Below are 15,821 nucleotides of genomic sequence, written 5' to 3' on the forward strand. Positions count from 1 at the left end.
GTGCTCGTCACAGGAATCCAGTCAGCCCAAGTCTTTGGGCTGGAAGACCCTCTCGCGCCGCAGACGCGGCGCTGCTGGATCCCTGTGACAAGCACAGGGATGAGGAGGTTGGGTTACCCTCCGCAACTCAAACCCGCTCGATAACCGTCGCCGTGCCCATGCCCGCGCCGATGCAGAGCGTCACGAGCGCGGTGTTCAGATCGCGCCGTTCCAGCTCATCCAGCACCGTGCCGAGGATCATCGCGCCGGTTGCACCCAGCGGATGGCCCATGGCGATTGCGCCGCCATTGACGTTCATCCGGTCGTGGCTGATGTCGAAAGCCTGCATGTAGCGCAGGACCACGGCGGCGAAGGCTTCGTTAAGTTCGAAGAGATCGATATCGGCAAGCGACATGCCGGTCTTCTTCAGAAGCTTTTCGGTTACGTCCACCGGGCCGGTCAGCATCAGCGCCGGGTCGGAGCCGATATTGGCGAAAGCCTTGATGCGGGCGCGGGGTTTAACACCCATCGCCTCGCCGCCAGCCTTGGAACCAACCAGCACGGCGGCCGCGCCATCGACGATACCGGACGAATTGCCCGCATGATGAACGTAGTTGATCCGCTCCACTTCTGGATGCGCCATGATGCCGACGGCTTCAAAGCCACCCATTTCGCCCGGCATCTGGAAGGACGGGTTGAGCGAAGCCAGCGCCTGCATATCCGTGCCGGGGCGCATATGCTCGTCGCGATCGAGGATCGTAAGGCCGTTCTGGTCCTTCACCGGAATGACGGACTTGTTGAAATAGCCCTTTTCCCAGGCATGCGCCGCACGCTTCTGGCTCTCGACAGCATAGGCATCGACATCGTCACGGGAGAAGCCGTATTTGGTGGCGATGAGATCGGCCGATACGCCCTGCGGCATGAAGAAGGCGGGGAAGTTGACCGAGGGGTCCATATACCAGGCGCCGCCGGACATGCCCATGCCGACACGCGACATGCTTTCCACGCCACCGGCAATGACGATATCATCCGAGCCAGCCTTCACCTTGCCGGCCGCGAAGTTGATGGCGTCAAGACCCGAAGCGCAGAAGCGCGAGATCTGCATGCCCGGCGCCTTGTTGGAGTAACCCGCCTCGAAGGCGGCGGCCTTCGGGATCACCGCGCCGGCATCCATGACAGGATCGACGCAGCCCATGATGATGTCGTCTACCGTGGATGTGTCGAGCCCGTTGCGGTCGCGGATGGCTTCCAGCGTCTTGGCGGCAAGGCGAACGGAGGGCACCTCATGCAGGCTGCCATCCTTCTTGCCGCGTCCGCGCGGGGTGCGGACATGGTCGTAGATAAATACGTCGGTCATAAACTCTCTCCCTGCGGCGCGGTCCGCGCCAGATGTCTCAGAATGCTTCCGCGGCCAGTTCCATCATGGTGTCCGCGCCGGTTTCGATGCGGGCCTTGCGCAGCGCCGTTTCCGGCATGATGCGCTCCATATAAAACTTCGCCGTGACAAGCTTGGTCTTGAGGTAATCCTCATCCGAAGCGCTGCCTGCCGCAAGCGCTTCGCTGGCGGCTTTCGCCATGCGCGCCTGCATGTAACCCAGCACCACGATGCCGAAGAGGTGCATGTAGTCGGTCGAGCCGGCACCGGCATTGTCGGGCTTGGCCATGGCGTTCTGCATGAACCACATGGTTGCGGCCTGCAGGTCGTTCAAGCCCTTCTTCAGGCCCTTGGTGTAAAGACTGAGCTTTTCATCAGCGCGGTTTTCCTCGCAGAAATCGCCGATTTCCTTGAACAGCGCCATGACGGCACGGCCGCCATTCATGCCGAGCTTGCGACCGACCAGATCGAGCGCCTGAATGCCGTTGGCGCCTTCGTAGATCATGGTGATACGCGCATCGCGGACATATTGGCTCATGCCATGTTCTTCGATGTAGCCATGGCCGCCGAAGACCTGCTGCGCCATCACGGCGTGGTCGAAGCCCTTGTCGGTCAGCACGCCCTTGAGGATCGGGGTGACGAGACCGAGCAGGTCGTCCGCCGCCTGCCGCGCCTTCTCATCGGTCGAGCGATGGGCGATGTCGGATTGCAGCGCCGTCCACAGAAGGAAGGCGCGGCCCGCCTCGTTATAGGCCTTGATGGTCATCAGCGTGCGACGGATATCGGGATGCACGATGATCGGATCGGCCTTCTTGTCCGGGAATTTCGCGCCGGAAAGGGAGCGGCCCTGAATGCGCTCTCGGGCATATTCGACAGCGTTCTGATAGGCGATCTCGCCGACCGAAAGGCCCTGCAGGCCGACGCCTAGGCGGGCTTCGTTCATCATCACGAACATGGCCGACAGGCCCTTGTTCTCAGCGCCGAGCAGATAACCCGTCGCATCATCGTAGTTCATGACGCAGGTGGCGTTGCCGTGAATGCCCATCTTGTGTTCGATGGCGCCGCAGGTGACGCCATTGCGCTCACCCGGCGTGCCGTCTTCCTTGACAAGGAACTTCGGCACGATGAACAGCGAAATACCCTTGGTGCCTTCAGGCGCGCCCTCAATGCGGGCGAGCACCAGATGAACGATATTGTCAGTCATGGAGTGTTCGCCGGCCGAGATGAAAATCTTCTGGCCGGAAATCTTGTAGCTGCCATCGCCTTGCGGCACTGCCTTGGTGCGCAGCAGGCCGAGATCGGTGCCGCAATGGGGTTCGGTGAGGTTCATGGTGCCGGACCATGTGCCACCCACCATATTCGGCAGATAGGTTTCTTTCTGTTCCTGCGTGCCGTGCACGAGGATCGCAGCGATCGCGCCCTGCGTCAGGCCGGGATACATCATCAAGGAAAGGTTGGCGGACGACATATATTCGCCAATGGCCGCATGCAGCGTATAGGGCAGTCCCTGACCGCCAAATTCCTGGGGAACGGCAAGGCCGATCCAGCCCCCTTCGCAATAGGCGTCATAAGCGGCCTTGAACCCATCCGGCACCGAAACCGAACCGTCATCGGCGCGCTTGCAGCCCTGCTGATCACCGGAAAGGTTGAGCGGGAAAAGCCGCTCTTCGGCAAGCTTTGCGGCTTCACCGGTAATGGCCTCGATCATATCGGGGGTTGCGTCCTCGAAGCCGGGCAGGTTGTTATACCGCTCCAGGCCGAGAACGTCGTTCAGGATAAAAAGCGTGTCTTTAACTGGGGCCTTGTAAACAGGCATTACCGATGTTCCTCCGCATCGTGGGCGCCGGCGATAATCCGGCCGATATGGGATGACAATATTTGACGTGCGCGTAAACGTCAAATAAATTTCGGCGGAATATCCCTTCTCCTTTTTCGCGCGACGCATATCCGGCCCGGCGTCAGGCGGCCATGCGCCGTAAAAGTTAAAAAATTCCGACCATAGTTAACCACTTCTTTACCACGTTTCGTGAATTCTCCCGACAGAGGTAACTGCTTCGTACTCGGCGCATTTTCCTCAACGGGGGCAAATACCGGCTCTGGAATTGCTGCATGTTGCGGCGACGGCGTGTTCAGGCAGGCAACGTCGCGACAGATAACCGGGCACGGCGGGCGGAAGCGAAGCGAGCGAAAAGATGAACGGATTGCGATCGAAAAACCAACAGCCAAGCGACAGATCGTCTCTTGATGCTCTCAATCGCACCATTGAAGGCCTTGAAGCCCGCATTGAGGGGCTGATGAGCCAGAAGTTCCCGCGCGATCCGCGAACCGCGAGCGCTCAGGCAGAGCCCAAGACCGAGGCCTATGCCGCGCCGCGTGAGCCCCGCGCTGCCGTTACGCCACCGCAGCTTGATCCCGTCAACGAAATCCGCCAGCGCCAGCGTCTTCTCGAAGCAAGCTTCCAGCGCCCGCAGGAACCCGCCGTCCGCCCGGAACGGACGATTACCCGGCCGCTCGCGCCGGCATATGGCTCGAGGGAAACCCAGCAGACGGCCGCTCCCGCGCCGCGCGCCCGCGCCATGCCGCCCTATCAGGAAGCGCAGCGCGATGACGCAGCCCTGCAGGAGATCGCCCAGGCGCTGGTCAATCTGCGGCACGAGCTGAAGCACGATATTGCCGAGGGCGTTGCCCGCGAAGCGCAGGGACTGCGTGCCGAAATCCGCAATATCCGCGCGGTGGCGGAAGACCAGCAATTCATCGGCGATCTGCGCGACGACATCGCGCGGTTGGCCGGCAGCATCGACCAGCTCGGCAATCTGGCGTCCCCTGACGCTTATGGCCTGCGCAACGAATTCGAGGACCTGCGCCTCACCATCGACCAGCTGGCGCGCGAAGACAGCGTACACCGGATCGAAAGCCGCTGGAACAATGTGGAAGACACGCTGCGCGGTTTCGACGCCGGCGCGTTGCAGGATGAGATCGTTTCGCTCGCCTATCGTCTCGATGACATCAAGACGCAGCTTGGCGGCATGAGCAACAATCCGGCCGTGCGTGTGCTCGAAGACAAGCTGATCGCGATTGCCAGCGCCGTGGAGCAGCTCGGCAAGCACATCCAGCCGAACGAAGCGGCCTTTACCGAACAGTTTTCCGGTCTCGACCAGCGGCTGGATGAAATCAGCCGCGCCATTGCCGCATCCGGCACGCGCGCCAATGCGCAGGCAACGGACAATGCGCTGGCGCAGCGTCTGGAGAACCGGCTGAACGGCCTTGCCGAACAGCTTGGCGACATCAACCGCCTTGCCGCCGCAAAACCTGAACCGGCGCCGGACCTCACCGCCCGCCTTGAAGCGCTGGCCGGCAAGATCGACGAACTCAGCACCGCCCGCGACGCCGCGCAGTTGCATGAGCGGCTAGACCAGCTGTCGCTGCTTCTGGAACGGTCGCAGCGCCCCTCGCAACAGGCGGAACTGACGTCCTTCCTCAGCGATATTTCCCGCAAGATCGACGCGCTGGATCACGGCGCCGTCAATGACGGCCTGGCCGAGCGGCTGGACCTGCTCTCCCGGCGGATCGAGGAACTCGATTATCGTTACAGCCAGCCGCAGCCGGCATCGGGCCTCAGCGAAAGCGCTTTCTCGCGTCTGGAAGAGCGGCTCGGCAACATTGCCGCCCGCCTCGACGAGACCGCCCATGCCGCGCCCGCCGACAGCCATGCGCTCGCGAGCCTCGAAAACCAGATCGCCCATCTCTCGACGCTGATCAGCCAGCCGGTGCAGATGCAGGCCGCGGGCATGCCGCCTGAACTCGACGCCCGCATGGCGGCCATCGAAGACTACATGGCGTCCAACGACGAATATATCATCGAGGCAGCCCGGCAGGCGGCCGAGGCCGTTCTGGACGCCTACACCCGCAACAATCTCTCGGCCGGCGCAAACCTTGCCGACATGAGCATGCTGACCGATCTTGCGACCGATCTGCGCAGTCTCGAAGCCTTGAGCCGCAATACCGAAGAACGTACGCACCGCACATTCGAAGCGCTGCATGAAACGCTGGTGCAGATTGCCGGCCGGCTGGACAACCTCGACAATGCTCCAGTCTATCGCGAACAGGCAGCGCAGCGCAGCGTTGCGCAACCTGCGGCAGCCCCCGCGCACGAAGATGTGTCCATGCCGGCCGCCGTCTTCCCGGAAGAGGGTTATATTGCCGAAGAACAGGCCATTCTCGACGCCGACGAGAAGGATGCGGACGCCATCCTGCCTCCTGCTGCAGCAAAGCCCGCGAAGGTGGAAAAAAAGAGCCTGCTCGCCGGTCTTACGAAGCGTTTCAAAACGGGTACTGCAAAAACCGTCAAAGCCGAAGAAGAACCGATATCGGCCTCCTCCTCCCGCACACAGGTTGAGCCCGCCCCGTCACTCGATCCGATCGACGTTCTGCCTGCCGGTCAGGAGAACGAACTTCTGGAGCCTGGTTCGGGCGCGCCCGATATCAAGAAAATCCTTGAGCGCGTTCGCGCCAGCCAGGTGGCCGCCAGCGGCAAGGCCGCAGACGCCGAAGGACGGACGGATTTCATTGCCGCCGCCCGCCGTGCGGCGCAGGCCGCCGCCATGGAAACATCGCCGGAGAAGCTGGACACAGGCAAGAAGAGCCGCAAGACCGACACCTCGGCGCTTTCGCGCTATCGTCGCCCGCTGCTGCTCGGCATCGGCGCCATTCTTCTGGCGATGATGGCCATGCCGCTCGTCAAGACGCTGATCGGCGGCGCGGAAGCCCCGACGCCGATCATCGAGCAGAAGCAGGACAATGGCCCGGTCTCCGCGCTTCCAGAAACCGGCGAGAAGGCCGTGACCATTCCGTCCGATCTTGCCATCGATCCGGAACAGGCCGCATCCGCCGACAGCATCGAAAACACCGCACCGGCGGAAAATATCATCGATCCACGCACCATCGGCGGCGCGCCGCTGCCTGACGAGCCGCCGGTTGCCGACGTTCCCGCCGTGGATGCGGCAAATTCCGGCACCGTCGCGCAGAACGAACCCTCGGCTCCGGCACAGGTTGCCGCCACGACTGTTCCCGTCCAGGACGCCATCACCGTTCCCGCCGGCATCGAACCCGCTTCGCTTGCCGAAGCGGCCGCCAAGGGGGACACGCAGGCGCTGTTCGAGATCGCAGCCCGTTACACCGATGGCCGCGGCGTTGCCGCCGACCGCACCGAGGCGGCAAAGTGGTACAAACTCGCCGCAGACCGCGGCCTCGCACCGGCGCAATATCGTCTCGCCAATCTTTACGAGAAGGCGAACGGCGTCGAACGTAACCTTCCCGAAGCCAAGCGCTATTACACGCTGGCCGCGGAACAGGGCAATGCGGGCGCCATGCACAATCTCGCCGTCCTGCTCGCTTCCGATGCGGCCGGTCAGCCGGATTTCGCCGCCGCCGCGCAATGGTTCATCAAAGCCTCCGACCTCGGCGTTCGTGACAGCCAGTTCAATCTCGCCATTCTTTATGCACGCGGCAGCGGCGTGAAGCAGGACATCGAGGAATCCTACAAGTGGTTCGCCATCGCAGCCAAGGATGGTGACGCCGACGCCGCCCAGAAGCGCGACGAAGTGGCGGGGGCCTTGAGCCCGCAGCAGCTTCAGAGCGCAAAGGCCAGGGTGGACGCCTGGAAGGTCAAGCCGCTTTCGGAAGACGCCAACAGCGTCAACCCGCCTGAGGAATGGGCTGGCAAGGAAGGCGTGAAGACCGCCTCCGTGGACATGGAAAAGGCGATCCGCAACATTCAGGCGATCCTGAACAAAAACGGTTTCGATGCCGGCCAACCTGACGGCAAGCTCGGCAAGAACACCGTGACGGCCATCAAGGACTTCCAGAAATCCGTGGGCCAGACGCCGGACGGCCGCATTACTAACGAACTGGTGACCGCGCTTCTCGCCCGCAACAAATAAACATTCAAGAACATGCGAAGCGGCCCGTTGGCCGCTTTCGCTCAGCCCGGCGCAGGAATGTGGCCCGCTGCCGACACACAGCCGCTATCTTTCCAAATTATCAACGTATTTGCCGTTGAATGTTGACAGGTCAGGCCCTCGTGGGCATGACGGATAAAGGTCGGGCATGCCCGGTCTTTTCAGACAGAAAGTGTAAATCGCGGCGCGGCCCCCTCACCCGGACAAGCCATGCCGCCCGGAACCATTTGCCCGAGGTCCGAGCCGTGACTGTCTATCTGCCGATCGCAGAACTGTCGGTGAATATTTTCATCATTCTCGGCATGGGCGCGGCCGTCGGTTTTCTGTCCGGCATGTTTGGCGTGGGCGGCGGCTTTTTGATTACCCCGCTTCTGATTTTCTACAATATTCCGCCTGTGGTGGCCGTGGCGACGGGCGCGAACCAGGTGGTGGCTTCCTCCGTTTCCGGCGCGATCACGCATTTCCGGCGCGGCACGCTCGATGTCAAGCTCGGCACCGTCCTGCTCATCGGCGGTCTTGTGGGCGCGACGGTCGGCGTCTGGATATTCTCCTTCCTGCGCAGCATCGGCCAGCTCGATCTCATCGTTTCGCTCCTCTATGTCATCCTGCTCGGCGCCGTCGGCGGCCTGATGCTGAAGGAAAGCATTTCGGCGCTCCGCCGCGCTGCACGCAACGAAGCCGTGACGTTGCGCCGGCCGGGCCATCATAATTGGGTGCACCGCCTGCCGCTGAAAATGCGGTTCAAGAAATCGAAGATCTATCTCAGCATCATTCCCGTCGTCACGCTGGGTTTCGCCATCGGCATCCTCACCTCCGTCATGGGTGTCGGCGGCGGCTTCATCATGGTGCCGGCACTGATCTATCTTCTGCGTATTCCGACCAATGTGGTCGTCGGCACCTCGCTGTTCCAGATCATTTTCGTGACCGCCTATACGACCGTCGTTCAGGCAGCGACCAACTATTCCGTCGATGTGGTGCTGGCCTTCATCCTGATGGTGGCGGGCGTCATTGGCGCGCAATATGGCGTGCGCGTCGGCCAAAAACTGCGCGGCGAACAGCTGCGCGCCCTGCTGGCGCTTCTCGTCCTCGCTGTTGCGCTTCGCCTTGCCGTATCGCTAGTGGTGCGCCCGGAAGACCTGTTTTCAGTCGCCGTTGGGGGGTTAGGTTATTGATCCGCCATTTGCTGCTTGCCGCCCTTGCGCTGGCCTCATGTCTTTCCCTCGGACAACCGGCTTCGGCCCAGACGCCGCCGCTTGCCCTGCCGCCCGGTCCGCAGCAGCCGCCGCTGCAGGAAAACATCGAAATCGGCGCATCGACGACCGAAATTCCCATCGCTTCGGATTTTCGCGGCGCGGATTTCACCCTCTTCGGCGCACTCAACAATACCGACCAGCTGCTGCTGGCCATCGGACAATATGACATTGTCGTAACGCTGGAAGGGCCGAGCGACTATATGACCGTGCGCAAGAAACAGCGCGTGGCGGGCATATGGATCAATACCAGCGCCATCACCTTCACGCCGCTGCCGGAATCCTATTCCATGGCCAGCACGCGCAATACCGCCGACATCGCCTCGCCCGGAACGCTCCGCGCCATGGGGCTCGGCGTCGACCATCTGTCACTGAAAAGCGCGGTCTTCTCCGGCGTGCCGGACAATGTTTTCGACTTTCAGGAGGCCTATCGGCGTCTGAAGCTTTCCAGCGGCATCTATCGCAACGACACAACCGGGGTGCGGCTGGAACGCACCGGCCTGTTCTGGGCGACTTTGCGCCTGCCGGCCAACGTGCCGAATGGCGTGCACACCGCCCGCGCCTATCTCTTCAAGAGCGGCAAATTCATCGCCCAGCGCGAACTGAAACTGCGCGTCGTCAAGACGGGCATGGAACAGGCGATCACCGATGCCGCGCATCAGACGCCCCTTGCCTATGGCGCGCTCTGCGTTCTGCTAGCGGTCGTGACCGGCTGGGGCGCCAGCATCATCTTCCGCAAGGACTGACCCTTTTTCCCGAAAAAGAGAGTGTCTGCCGTCCCAGTCGGCGAAGATAGCATTCGCTTCCGCCAGCGGTTTGCGGTAAAATTCAAGGCGTTACAACCCCGCACCCAGGTTATGGCGGTATGTGCGGTTGTGACGGGGATGAAAAGGAGAAATGTCATGTTCAAGCACATTCTCATTCCCACCGATGGCTCGCCGCTGGCGCAGATTGCAATCGACCAAGGGTTCGCTCTCGCCAGGGAGGCAGGCGCAAAGGTGACCGTGGTGACGGTATCGGAACCCTTTCACGTGATTGCCAGCGATGTCGAGGACATTGCCGCTATTGCCGAAGAGGAATTTCACCGGTGTGAAGAGGCGGAGCATCTGCTGCGCGATACGCAGGCGCACGCCGCCGCCATGGGGCTCGATTGCGAGGCCCTGCTTGCGCGCGCGGGACGGCCGGACGAAGCGATTATCGAAATCGCCGACAAGAGCGGCTGCGATCTCATCGCCATGGCCTCGCACCGACACAGGCGCTTCGTGGAATTGCTGCTCGGCAGCGTCACGGCCAAGGTGCTCAAGAATTCGAAGATACCGGTGCTGGTCTACCGGCAATAGAGCATTTCCGGTAACTACGTAGCGGCTTTACGTTCGGAAAATACGCTCAGCCGATGAGATTTGAAAACCGCACAGAATAGATGCGGTCCCGCCCCATCAGATGTGCGACAAGAGCGGCATGATCGAAGAGGCCGCGCATGGCCTTATGGCGCAAATCCAGCCCGCCGCTCATCACCCCGAAAGCCGGCATCAACAGACGCGAACCGTCTGTGGCGAAACAGGGCCGCCGCACCGTCTTTTCGCGGCGGCGGACCGTGGCGGAGGGATGCAGGTGCCCGGCGATTTCGCCGGCGGCATCTCCCGGTTTCGGCTCGTGGCGGAAGACGAGAGCGCCGTAAAACATCTCGTCTACCGAAGAGCCCGGCAGATCGACCGTACCATCGGGATCATGGTTGCCGTTGATCCATATCCATTCGCGGCCACGCGCCATCTCGCGAATGAGTTCGCGCAGCGGCAGCGGCAGATGCTGCGAGCCGACGCGATCATGGAAATTGTCACCGAGGCTGACGACGATCCTCGGATCGTAGCGGCTGATCAGCGAAGACAGGATTTTAAGCGTGGCGATGGTGTCGTAGGGCGGCAGCATGGAGCCGCGCCGGGCAAAGGCCGCGCCCTTTTCCAGATGCAGATCGGAGACGACCAGCAGCGAGAGGTCAGGCAGATACAGCCCGCCCAGCGGGTCGCACCAGGCAGCAACGCCATTGATGACGGTCTCGCTGCCAAGGCATTCGAAGCCATTGGAAAATCTGTCGCTCAATGTCAGCCGGCTCAGCAATGTTGTCGTCGTTCCTTCAATGGGTCTTTCAGGACATGGCCTCGGCGATCAGCTCATCGGCGGCTTCCGCCAGCACATCGTCCATCGCTTCGCCCGCCACCGTCTCCCGGCCGATTTCCAGCATGACCGGAACGGCGAGAGGTGAGACATGCTCCAGCGCGCGATGCGTGGTGTGTCCCTTGATTCGCTTCAGCATATCTCCAAGACGGCCAATGTCCAAAAGTCCTGCCGCGGCATCGCGTCGCGTGGCTTCCAGCAGGATATGATCCGGCTCGTGACTGCGAAGAACGTCATAAATAAGATCGGCCGACACGGTCACCTGCCTGCCGGTCTTTTCCTTGCCGGGGTGGCGGCGTTCGATGAGGCCCGAGATGATGGCGCAGTTGCGGAAGGTGCGCTTCAGCATGAAGGATTCGTCCAGCCAGGCCTCCAGATCGTCGCCCAGCATGTCCTCGTCGAGCAGGTCTGCCAGCGACAGGCGGCGGGATTTCAGCCGCATGCCGATATCTTCCATGGCCCAGATGGCGAGTGAATAATCGGTGGCGACGAAACCCATCGGCTTGGCGCCGGCCCGCTCCAGCCGGCGGGTCAGAAGCATGCCGAGCGTCTGATGCGCGAGCCGTCCCTCAAAGGGATACATGACCATGAAGAAGCGCTTGCGGAAGGGAAAGGTTTCCACCAGCAGCTCGTCGCGCTTTGGGATGATCGACTTTTCCTTCTGGATTTCAAGCCAGTCACGGACCTGATCCGGCAATGCCTGCCATCGGGCCGGATCGGCAAGCATGGAACGCACCTGATCGGCAAGATAGGTCGAGAGCGGAAATTTGCCGCCTGCATAGGAGGGAATCTTCGGATCGAGGGAGAAAGCCTGCGAAACCAGACATTCGTTCTCGCGGATACCTTCAAAACGCAGCACCTTGCCGGCAAACAGGAATGTGTCCCCCTGCACCAGCTGTTCGAGAAAATATTCCTCGACCTTGCCGAGTGACATGCCGCCGCGCCCGACCGTGCCCTTGGCGTTGCGCTTGACCATGCGGACATTGAGTTCTGCTGCCTCGACGATGGTGCCAAGGTTAAGGCGATATTGCTGGGCAACGGCTGGATTGGAAACGCGCCAGCGCCCATCCTTCATCTGGCGGATGCGCGCATAACGCTCATAGGTGCGCAGCGCATAACCGCCGGTGGCGGTAAAATCCACCACCCGGTCGAAGGTGGGGCGCGGCAAATCGGCATAGGGCGAGGCGCTGGTCACTTCTCGATAGAGCTCATCCGCATCGAAGGGTTCGGCGCAGGCCATGCCAAGCACATGCTGGGCGAGAACATCGAGCGCGCCTTCGGCAATGGGCGGGGTATCCTGCGCGCCGATGTAATTGGCATCCAGCGCCGCCCGGCACTCCATCACCTCGAAGCGGTTGGCGGGAACGAGAATCGCCTTTGAAGGCTCGTCCATACGGTGATTGGCGCGCCCGATACGCTGGGCAAGACGGCTTGCGCCTTTTGGCGCGCCGACATGCACGACCAAGTCCACATCGCCCCAGTCTATGCCGAGATCGAGCGTAGAGGTCGCGACAACAGCGCGCAGCTTGTTTTCCGCCATTGCCGCCTCCACCCTGCGGCGCTGGCCGGCATCCAGCGAACCGTGATGCAGTGCAATCGGCAGGTTGTCGTCATTGACGGTCCAGAGTTCCTGGAAGACCCTTTCGGCCTGCGAGCGCGTATTCACGAAGACCAGCGTGGTCTGATGCCGCTTCAACGCCTCGTACAAGTCCTTGCCGGCATAACGCGCGGAATGGCCGGACCACGGAATGCGCTCTTCCGTTTGCAGAATGGAGATATCCGGCTTTGCGCCGCCTTCGACCGTGATAAGGCCAGCCGGCGGCTCGCCCTGTCTCTGCGGCGCAAGGTAACGGCGCAAATCCATCGGATCGGCGACCGTGGCCGACAGGCCGATAAAACGCACATCCGGCGCGTGCCTGCGCACCCGCGCGAGCGCCAGCGACAGCAGATGGCCGCGTTTTGATGTGACGAGCGAGTGCAACTCATCAAGCACCACATATTTCAGGTCGCGGAAAAAGCGCTCAGCCTCCTTATTGGCAAGCAGCAGCGAGACCTGCTCCGGTGTCGTCAGCAGGATATCCGGCGGCCGGACCTTCTGGCGCTGGCGTTTCGCCTGGGGCGTATCGCCGGTGCGGGTTTCGATGACAATCGGCAGACCCATTTCGGAAACGGGTTTGGTGAGATTTCGCTCGATATCGACTGCAAGCGCCTTCAGCGGCGATATGTAGAGGGTGTGCACGCCGACAAAGCCGGAGCCGGGCGGAACCTTGCCGCGCTCTGTGAGAGCGGTGAGCGAGGCTAGGAAGCCACCCAGCGTTTTGCCTGCGCCTGTTGGTGCGATCAGGAGCATGTTTTCCCCGCCCCTCGCCCGTGCCGTCAGCTCCAGCTGATGGGCGCGTGGAGACCACCCTTTTTCGGCAAACCATTTCTGGAATGGAAGGGGCAAGGTGCCGACATGCGTGCCGGACGTGGGAGACTCGGTATGTTTCACCCCTTCAAGGTAGTGAAAAACCTGAGAAAAAGAAGAGCGCTCCAGCGACGCTTGACAGGAAATCAGAATCGTGGATAAATAATATCCACGATATAGCAACAAGACGTGAGGAACCAATGAAACTCGGCGACGGCGTTGAACAGGCCATTCACAGCGTGGGCATGCTGGCGGGACTTTCCGAAGGCGGCGTGTTGTCGGCAGCGGCGCTGGCGGAATTTCACGGCGTTTCCACGAGCTATCTTCTGAAGCACCTGCAATCATTGTCCAGCGCGGGCATTGTCGCCACGGTGCCGGGGCCTAAGGGCGGATATCGTCTGGCGCGACCGACCGACAAGATCACCCTGCTTGACATCGTTCTGGCGGTCGAAGGACCGCAGCCAGCGTTTCGTTGCGCGGAAATCCGCCAGCGCGGGCCGAACCCGCTGCCCGGCCGTTATTTCACCAAGCCCTGCGGAATCAATGCCGCAATGTTGAAAGCAGAGAAAGTCTACCGGGCCGAACTCGCCAAAACCACCATCGCCGATATTCTGGGTGATCTTGCTGCCAATGATGATGGCGGGATTGCCGCGCGTGGCTGCGCCTTTCTGGACATGAATGAGCGTAAGACGACGATGCGCTGAACCCGAAAACGAGGCCCGTAATAACCACCAATCACGTTCCCGGACAGCTTTACCGCTTTCCGGACCGATGACACACGCCTTCAACCAACCCAACCAACGGAGAAACACATGAAAACCCGCGTCAACTATGCCAAAGCATCCCCCGAAGCTTTCAAGGCCATGATGGCTTTTGAAAATTATGTTCAGACCAGCGGTCTTGAGCGCCGCTTCATCCACCTCATCAAGCTGCGTGCCTCGATCATCAACGGCTGCGCCTTCTGTGTGGACATGCATGTGAAGGAAAGCCGCCATGACGGGCTTTCCGAACAATGGATCAACCTGATGAGCGTCTGGCGCGAATCCCCCGTTTACACCGAACAGGAACGGGCTCTGCTTGGCTGGGTGGATGCGGTGACGAAGATTGCCGAAACCGGCGCTCCGGATGATGCCTTCGAGACGCTGAAGGCGCATTTTTCCGATGAGGACATCGTGAAGATCACGGTTGCGATCGGCGCGATCAACACCTGGAACCGCATTGCCGTTGGTTTCCGCTCGCAGCATCCGATCGATGCGGCCGCGAAGGCGGCGTGACCTCTTAAACCCGAAACGGGCGGCCGCTACATGGCGATGTAGCGGTCGTTTCTGTGGTTGACGGCGAGCGTGAGATTCATGACCATCGCGCCGAGAATGGAACAAAGGATAACGAAAGGCGTCGCAACGAAGAAGGAGCAGGCGAGCACCATGCCATCAAAGGCGAGCTGCACGAGGCCGGCGCGCCAGCCGAAGCGATCCTGAAGATAGAGCGCCAGGATGCCGAAGCCGCCGAGGCTGGTGCGATGCCGGAACAGCGCCAGCATGCCGGCCGCCACCGTCAACCCGCCGAACAGTGCCGCGGCAATCGGGTTGATGCTCTCAAAGGCAAAGAAGCCCGGCATATATTCGGAAAGCAGCGCCGTCATGGCGATGGCGCAGAAGGTCTTGACCGTGAAGGCAAGGCCGAGGCGACGGAAGGCGAGATAATAAAACGGCAGATTGACGAGGAAGAAGACCGTACCGAAGCTGAGATCTGCGCCGTAATGCACGAGAAACGCCAGACCGACCGTGCCGCCCGTCAAAAGGCCGGCAGCGGAAAACAGCGTGACGCCGAGCGAAACCAGCATGCTGCCCGCGAGAACGCCCTGCGCGTCCTCCAGCAATGAATGACGATCCGGCGCGGAGGCCCAAAGGTTCAGACGCCTGCGTGCGCTCGTATCATCCATGCACTTTTTCCCCGAATTTTGGTCTCTACCGAGCTATTGCGCTGAAGTGCTCCGGATTTCAACCACCTTTGCTCAACGCACGACGATGTATCTATCCGAGCGGTGATTGATGGCCAGAAACATGTTGAGGACAAACGCGCCGACAATCGAATAAACGACGGTCGCCGGATCGATGACGAGGAAGGCGCAGAGCATCACGAAGGCGTCGAAGGCGAGCTGGATCAGACCGGCGCGAATGCCGAAGCGATCCTGAATATAGATGGCGAGAATGCCGATACCGCCAAGGCTGGCGCGGTGGCGATAGAGCGCCAGTAGTCCATAACCTAGCAGCAGGCCGCCGAGCAGCGCCGCCCAGAGCGGGTTGATGCTGTCGATCACCATCCAGCGTGCCTCCACTTCCGTCAGCACAGAAACAAGGCCGATGGCGATGAAGGTCTTGAAGGAAAAAGCAAGACCGAGGCGGCGGAAGGACAGGTAATAAAACGGCAGATTGACGAGGAAGAACAGGAGGCCAAAGCTGATGCCGAAAGCATAATGCAGGAGAAAGGCGACGCCGGCGGTGCCGCCGGTCAGAAGGCCGACCTTGTTCAGAAGATAAAAGCCGAGCGCTGAGACGATGGCGCCGGTGACGATGCCCTGCACGTCTTCCACCGGCGCATGTTTGGCCGGATCGGAACTCCACATGCCGTAAACGCTTCTCGTTCTGCTCACGCTTTTTTCCTCAGCTTCAGACATATTT

13 protein-coding genes are annotated in these 15,821 nt (G+C 61.2%); 6 read left to right on the forward strand and 7 right to left on the reverse strand.

What is annotated here, in order from left to right; all coding sequences use genetic code 11:
- Positions 1-127: 127 nt before the first annotated feature.
- The 3 genes from AGR1_RS11100 to AGR1_RS11110 form a co-directional block, all read right to left on the reverse strand.
- A complete protein-coding gene (locus AGR1_RS11100; protein ID WP_149146923.1) occupies positions 128-1,336 on the reverse strand; it encodes an acetyl-CoA C-acetyltransferase in 1,209 nt (402 codons plus the stop codon).
- A gap of 37 nt (positions 1,337-1,373) precedes the next feature.
- Positions 1,374-3,170: an acyl-CoA dehydrogenase C-terminal domain-containing protein gene (locus AGR1_RS11105; RefSeq protein WP_149146924.1), complete on the reverse strand. Its 1,797-nt coding sequence runs from the start codon at positions 3,168-3,170 to the stop codon at positions 1,374-1,376.
- Positions 3,171-3,250: 80 nt separating this feature from the next.
- Positions 3,251-3,580 (reverse strand): hypothetical protein, encoded by a 330-nt coding sequence (locus tag AGR1_RS11110; protein ID WP_187772187.1) that lies wholly within the window; start codon positions 3,578-3,580, stop codon positions 3,251-3,253.
- Here AGR1_RS11110 and podJ point away from each other — a divergent pair.
- From podJ to AGR1_RS11130, 4 genes are all read left to right on the forward strand, one after another.
- A complete protein-coding gene (gene podJ / locus AGR1_RS11115; protein WP_149146925.1) occupies positions 3,547-7,293 on the forward strand; it encodes a cell division protein PodJ in 3,747 nt (1,248 codons plus the stop codon). The genes AGR1_RS11110 and podJ overlap by 34 nt on opposite strands.
- A gap of 263 nt (positions 7,294-7,556) precedes the next feature.
- On the forward strand, positions 7,557-8,483 hold the full coding sequence (locus tag AGR1_RS11120) for a sulfite exporter TauE/SafE family protein (protein WP_080791415.1): 927 nt from the start codon (positions 7,557-7,559) through the stop codon (positions 8,481-8,483).
- Complete coding sequence (locus AGR1_RS11125; RefSeq protein ID WP_077985386.1) at positions 8,480-9,307, forward strand: TIGR02186 family protein; 828 nt, start codon at positions 8,480-8,482, stop codon at positions 9,305-9,307. Before AGR1_RS11120 ends, AGR1_RS11125 begins: the two co-directional genes overlap by 4 nt.
- A gap of 156 nt (positions 9,308-9,463) precedes the next feature.
- Positions 9,464-9,901 (forward strand): universal stress protein, encoded by a 438-nt coding sequence (locus AGR1_RS11130; RefSeq protein ID WP_077985385.1) that lies wholly within the window; start codon positions 9,464-9,466, stop codon positions 9,899-9,901.
- A gap of 46 nt (positions 9,902-9,947) precedes the next feature.
- On the opposite strand, the gene pdeM is transcribed toward AGR1_RS11130, so the two are convergent.
- Both pdeM and AGR1_RS11140 read right to left on the reverse strand, forming a co-directional pair.
- On the reverse strand, positions 9,948-10,676 hold the full coding sequence (pdeM, locus tag AGR1_RS11135) for a ligase-associated DNA damage response endonuclease PdeM (RefSeq protein ID WP_077985384.1): 729 nt from the start codon (positions 10,674-10,676) through the stop codon (positions 9,948-9,950).
- 28 nt (positions 10,677-10,704) lie between these two features.
- Positions 10,705-13,224 (reverse strand): ligase-associated DNA damage response DEXH box helicase, encoded by a 2,520-nt coding sequence (locus tag AGR1_RS11140; RefSeq protein WP_080791417.1) that lies wholly within the window; start codon positions 13,222-13,224, stop codon positions 10,705-10,707.
- A 116-nt stretch (positions 13,225-13,340) separates the two neighbouring features.
- Here AGR1_RS11140 and AGR1_RS11145 point away from each other — a divergent pair, with 116 nt between their 5' ends.
- Together AGR1_RS11145 and AGR1_RS11150 are read left to right on the forward strand one after the other, a co-directional pair.
- On the forward strand, positions 13,341-13,844 hold the full coding sequence (locus AGR1_RS11145; protein WP_077985383.1) for an Rrf2 family transcriptional regulator: 504 nt from the start codon (positions 13,341-13,343) through the stop codon (positions 13,842-13,844).
- A gap of 108 nt (positions 13,845-13,952) precedes the next feature.
- Positions 13,953-14,414 carry a carboxymuconolactone decarboxylase family protein gene (locus tag AGR1_RS11150; protein ID WP_077985382.1) on the forward strand — a complete coding sequence of 154 codons (462 nt, stop codon included), beginning with the start codon at positions 13,953-13,955 and terminating at the stop codon, positions 14,412-14,414.
- 26 nt (positions 14,415-14,440) lie between these two features.
- On the opposite strand, the gene AGR1_RS11155 is transcribed toward AGR1_RS11150, so the two are convergent.
- Together AGR1_RS11155 and AGR1_RS11160 are read right to left on the reverse strand one after the other, a co-directional pair.
- A complete protein-coding gene (locus AGR1_RS11155) occupies positions 14,441-15,082 on the reverse strand; it encodes a YitT family protein (RefSeq protein ID WP_080791418.1) in 642 nt (213 codons plus the stop codon).
- Between the two features lie 72 nt (positions 15,083-15,154).
- On the reverse strand, positions 15,155-15,766 hold the full coding sequence (locus AGR1_RS11160) for a YitT family protein (protein ID WP_035236585.1): 612 nt from the start codon (positions 15,764-15,766) through the stop codon (positions 15,155-15,157).
- Positions 15,767-15,821 lie beyond the last annotated feature (55 nt).

Origin of the sequence: Agrobacterium sp. B1(2019), assembly GCF_008274755.1 — a bacterium.
In the GTDB taxonomy this organism is placed as follows: domain Bacteria; phylum Pseudomonadota; class Alphaproteobacteria; order Rhizobiales; family Rhizobiaceae; genus Agrobacterium; species Agrobacterium salinitolerans.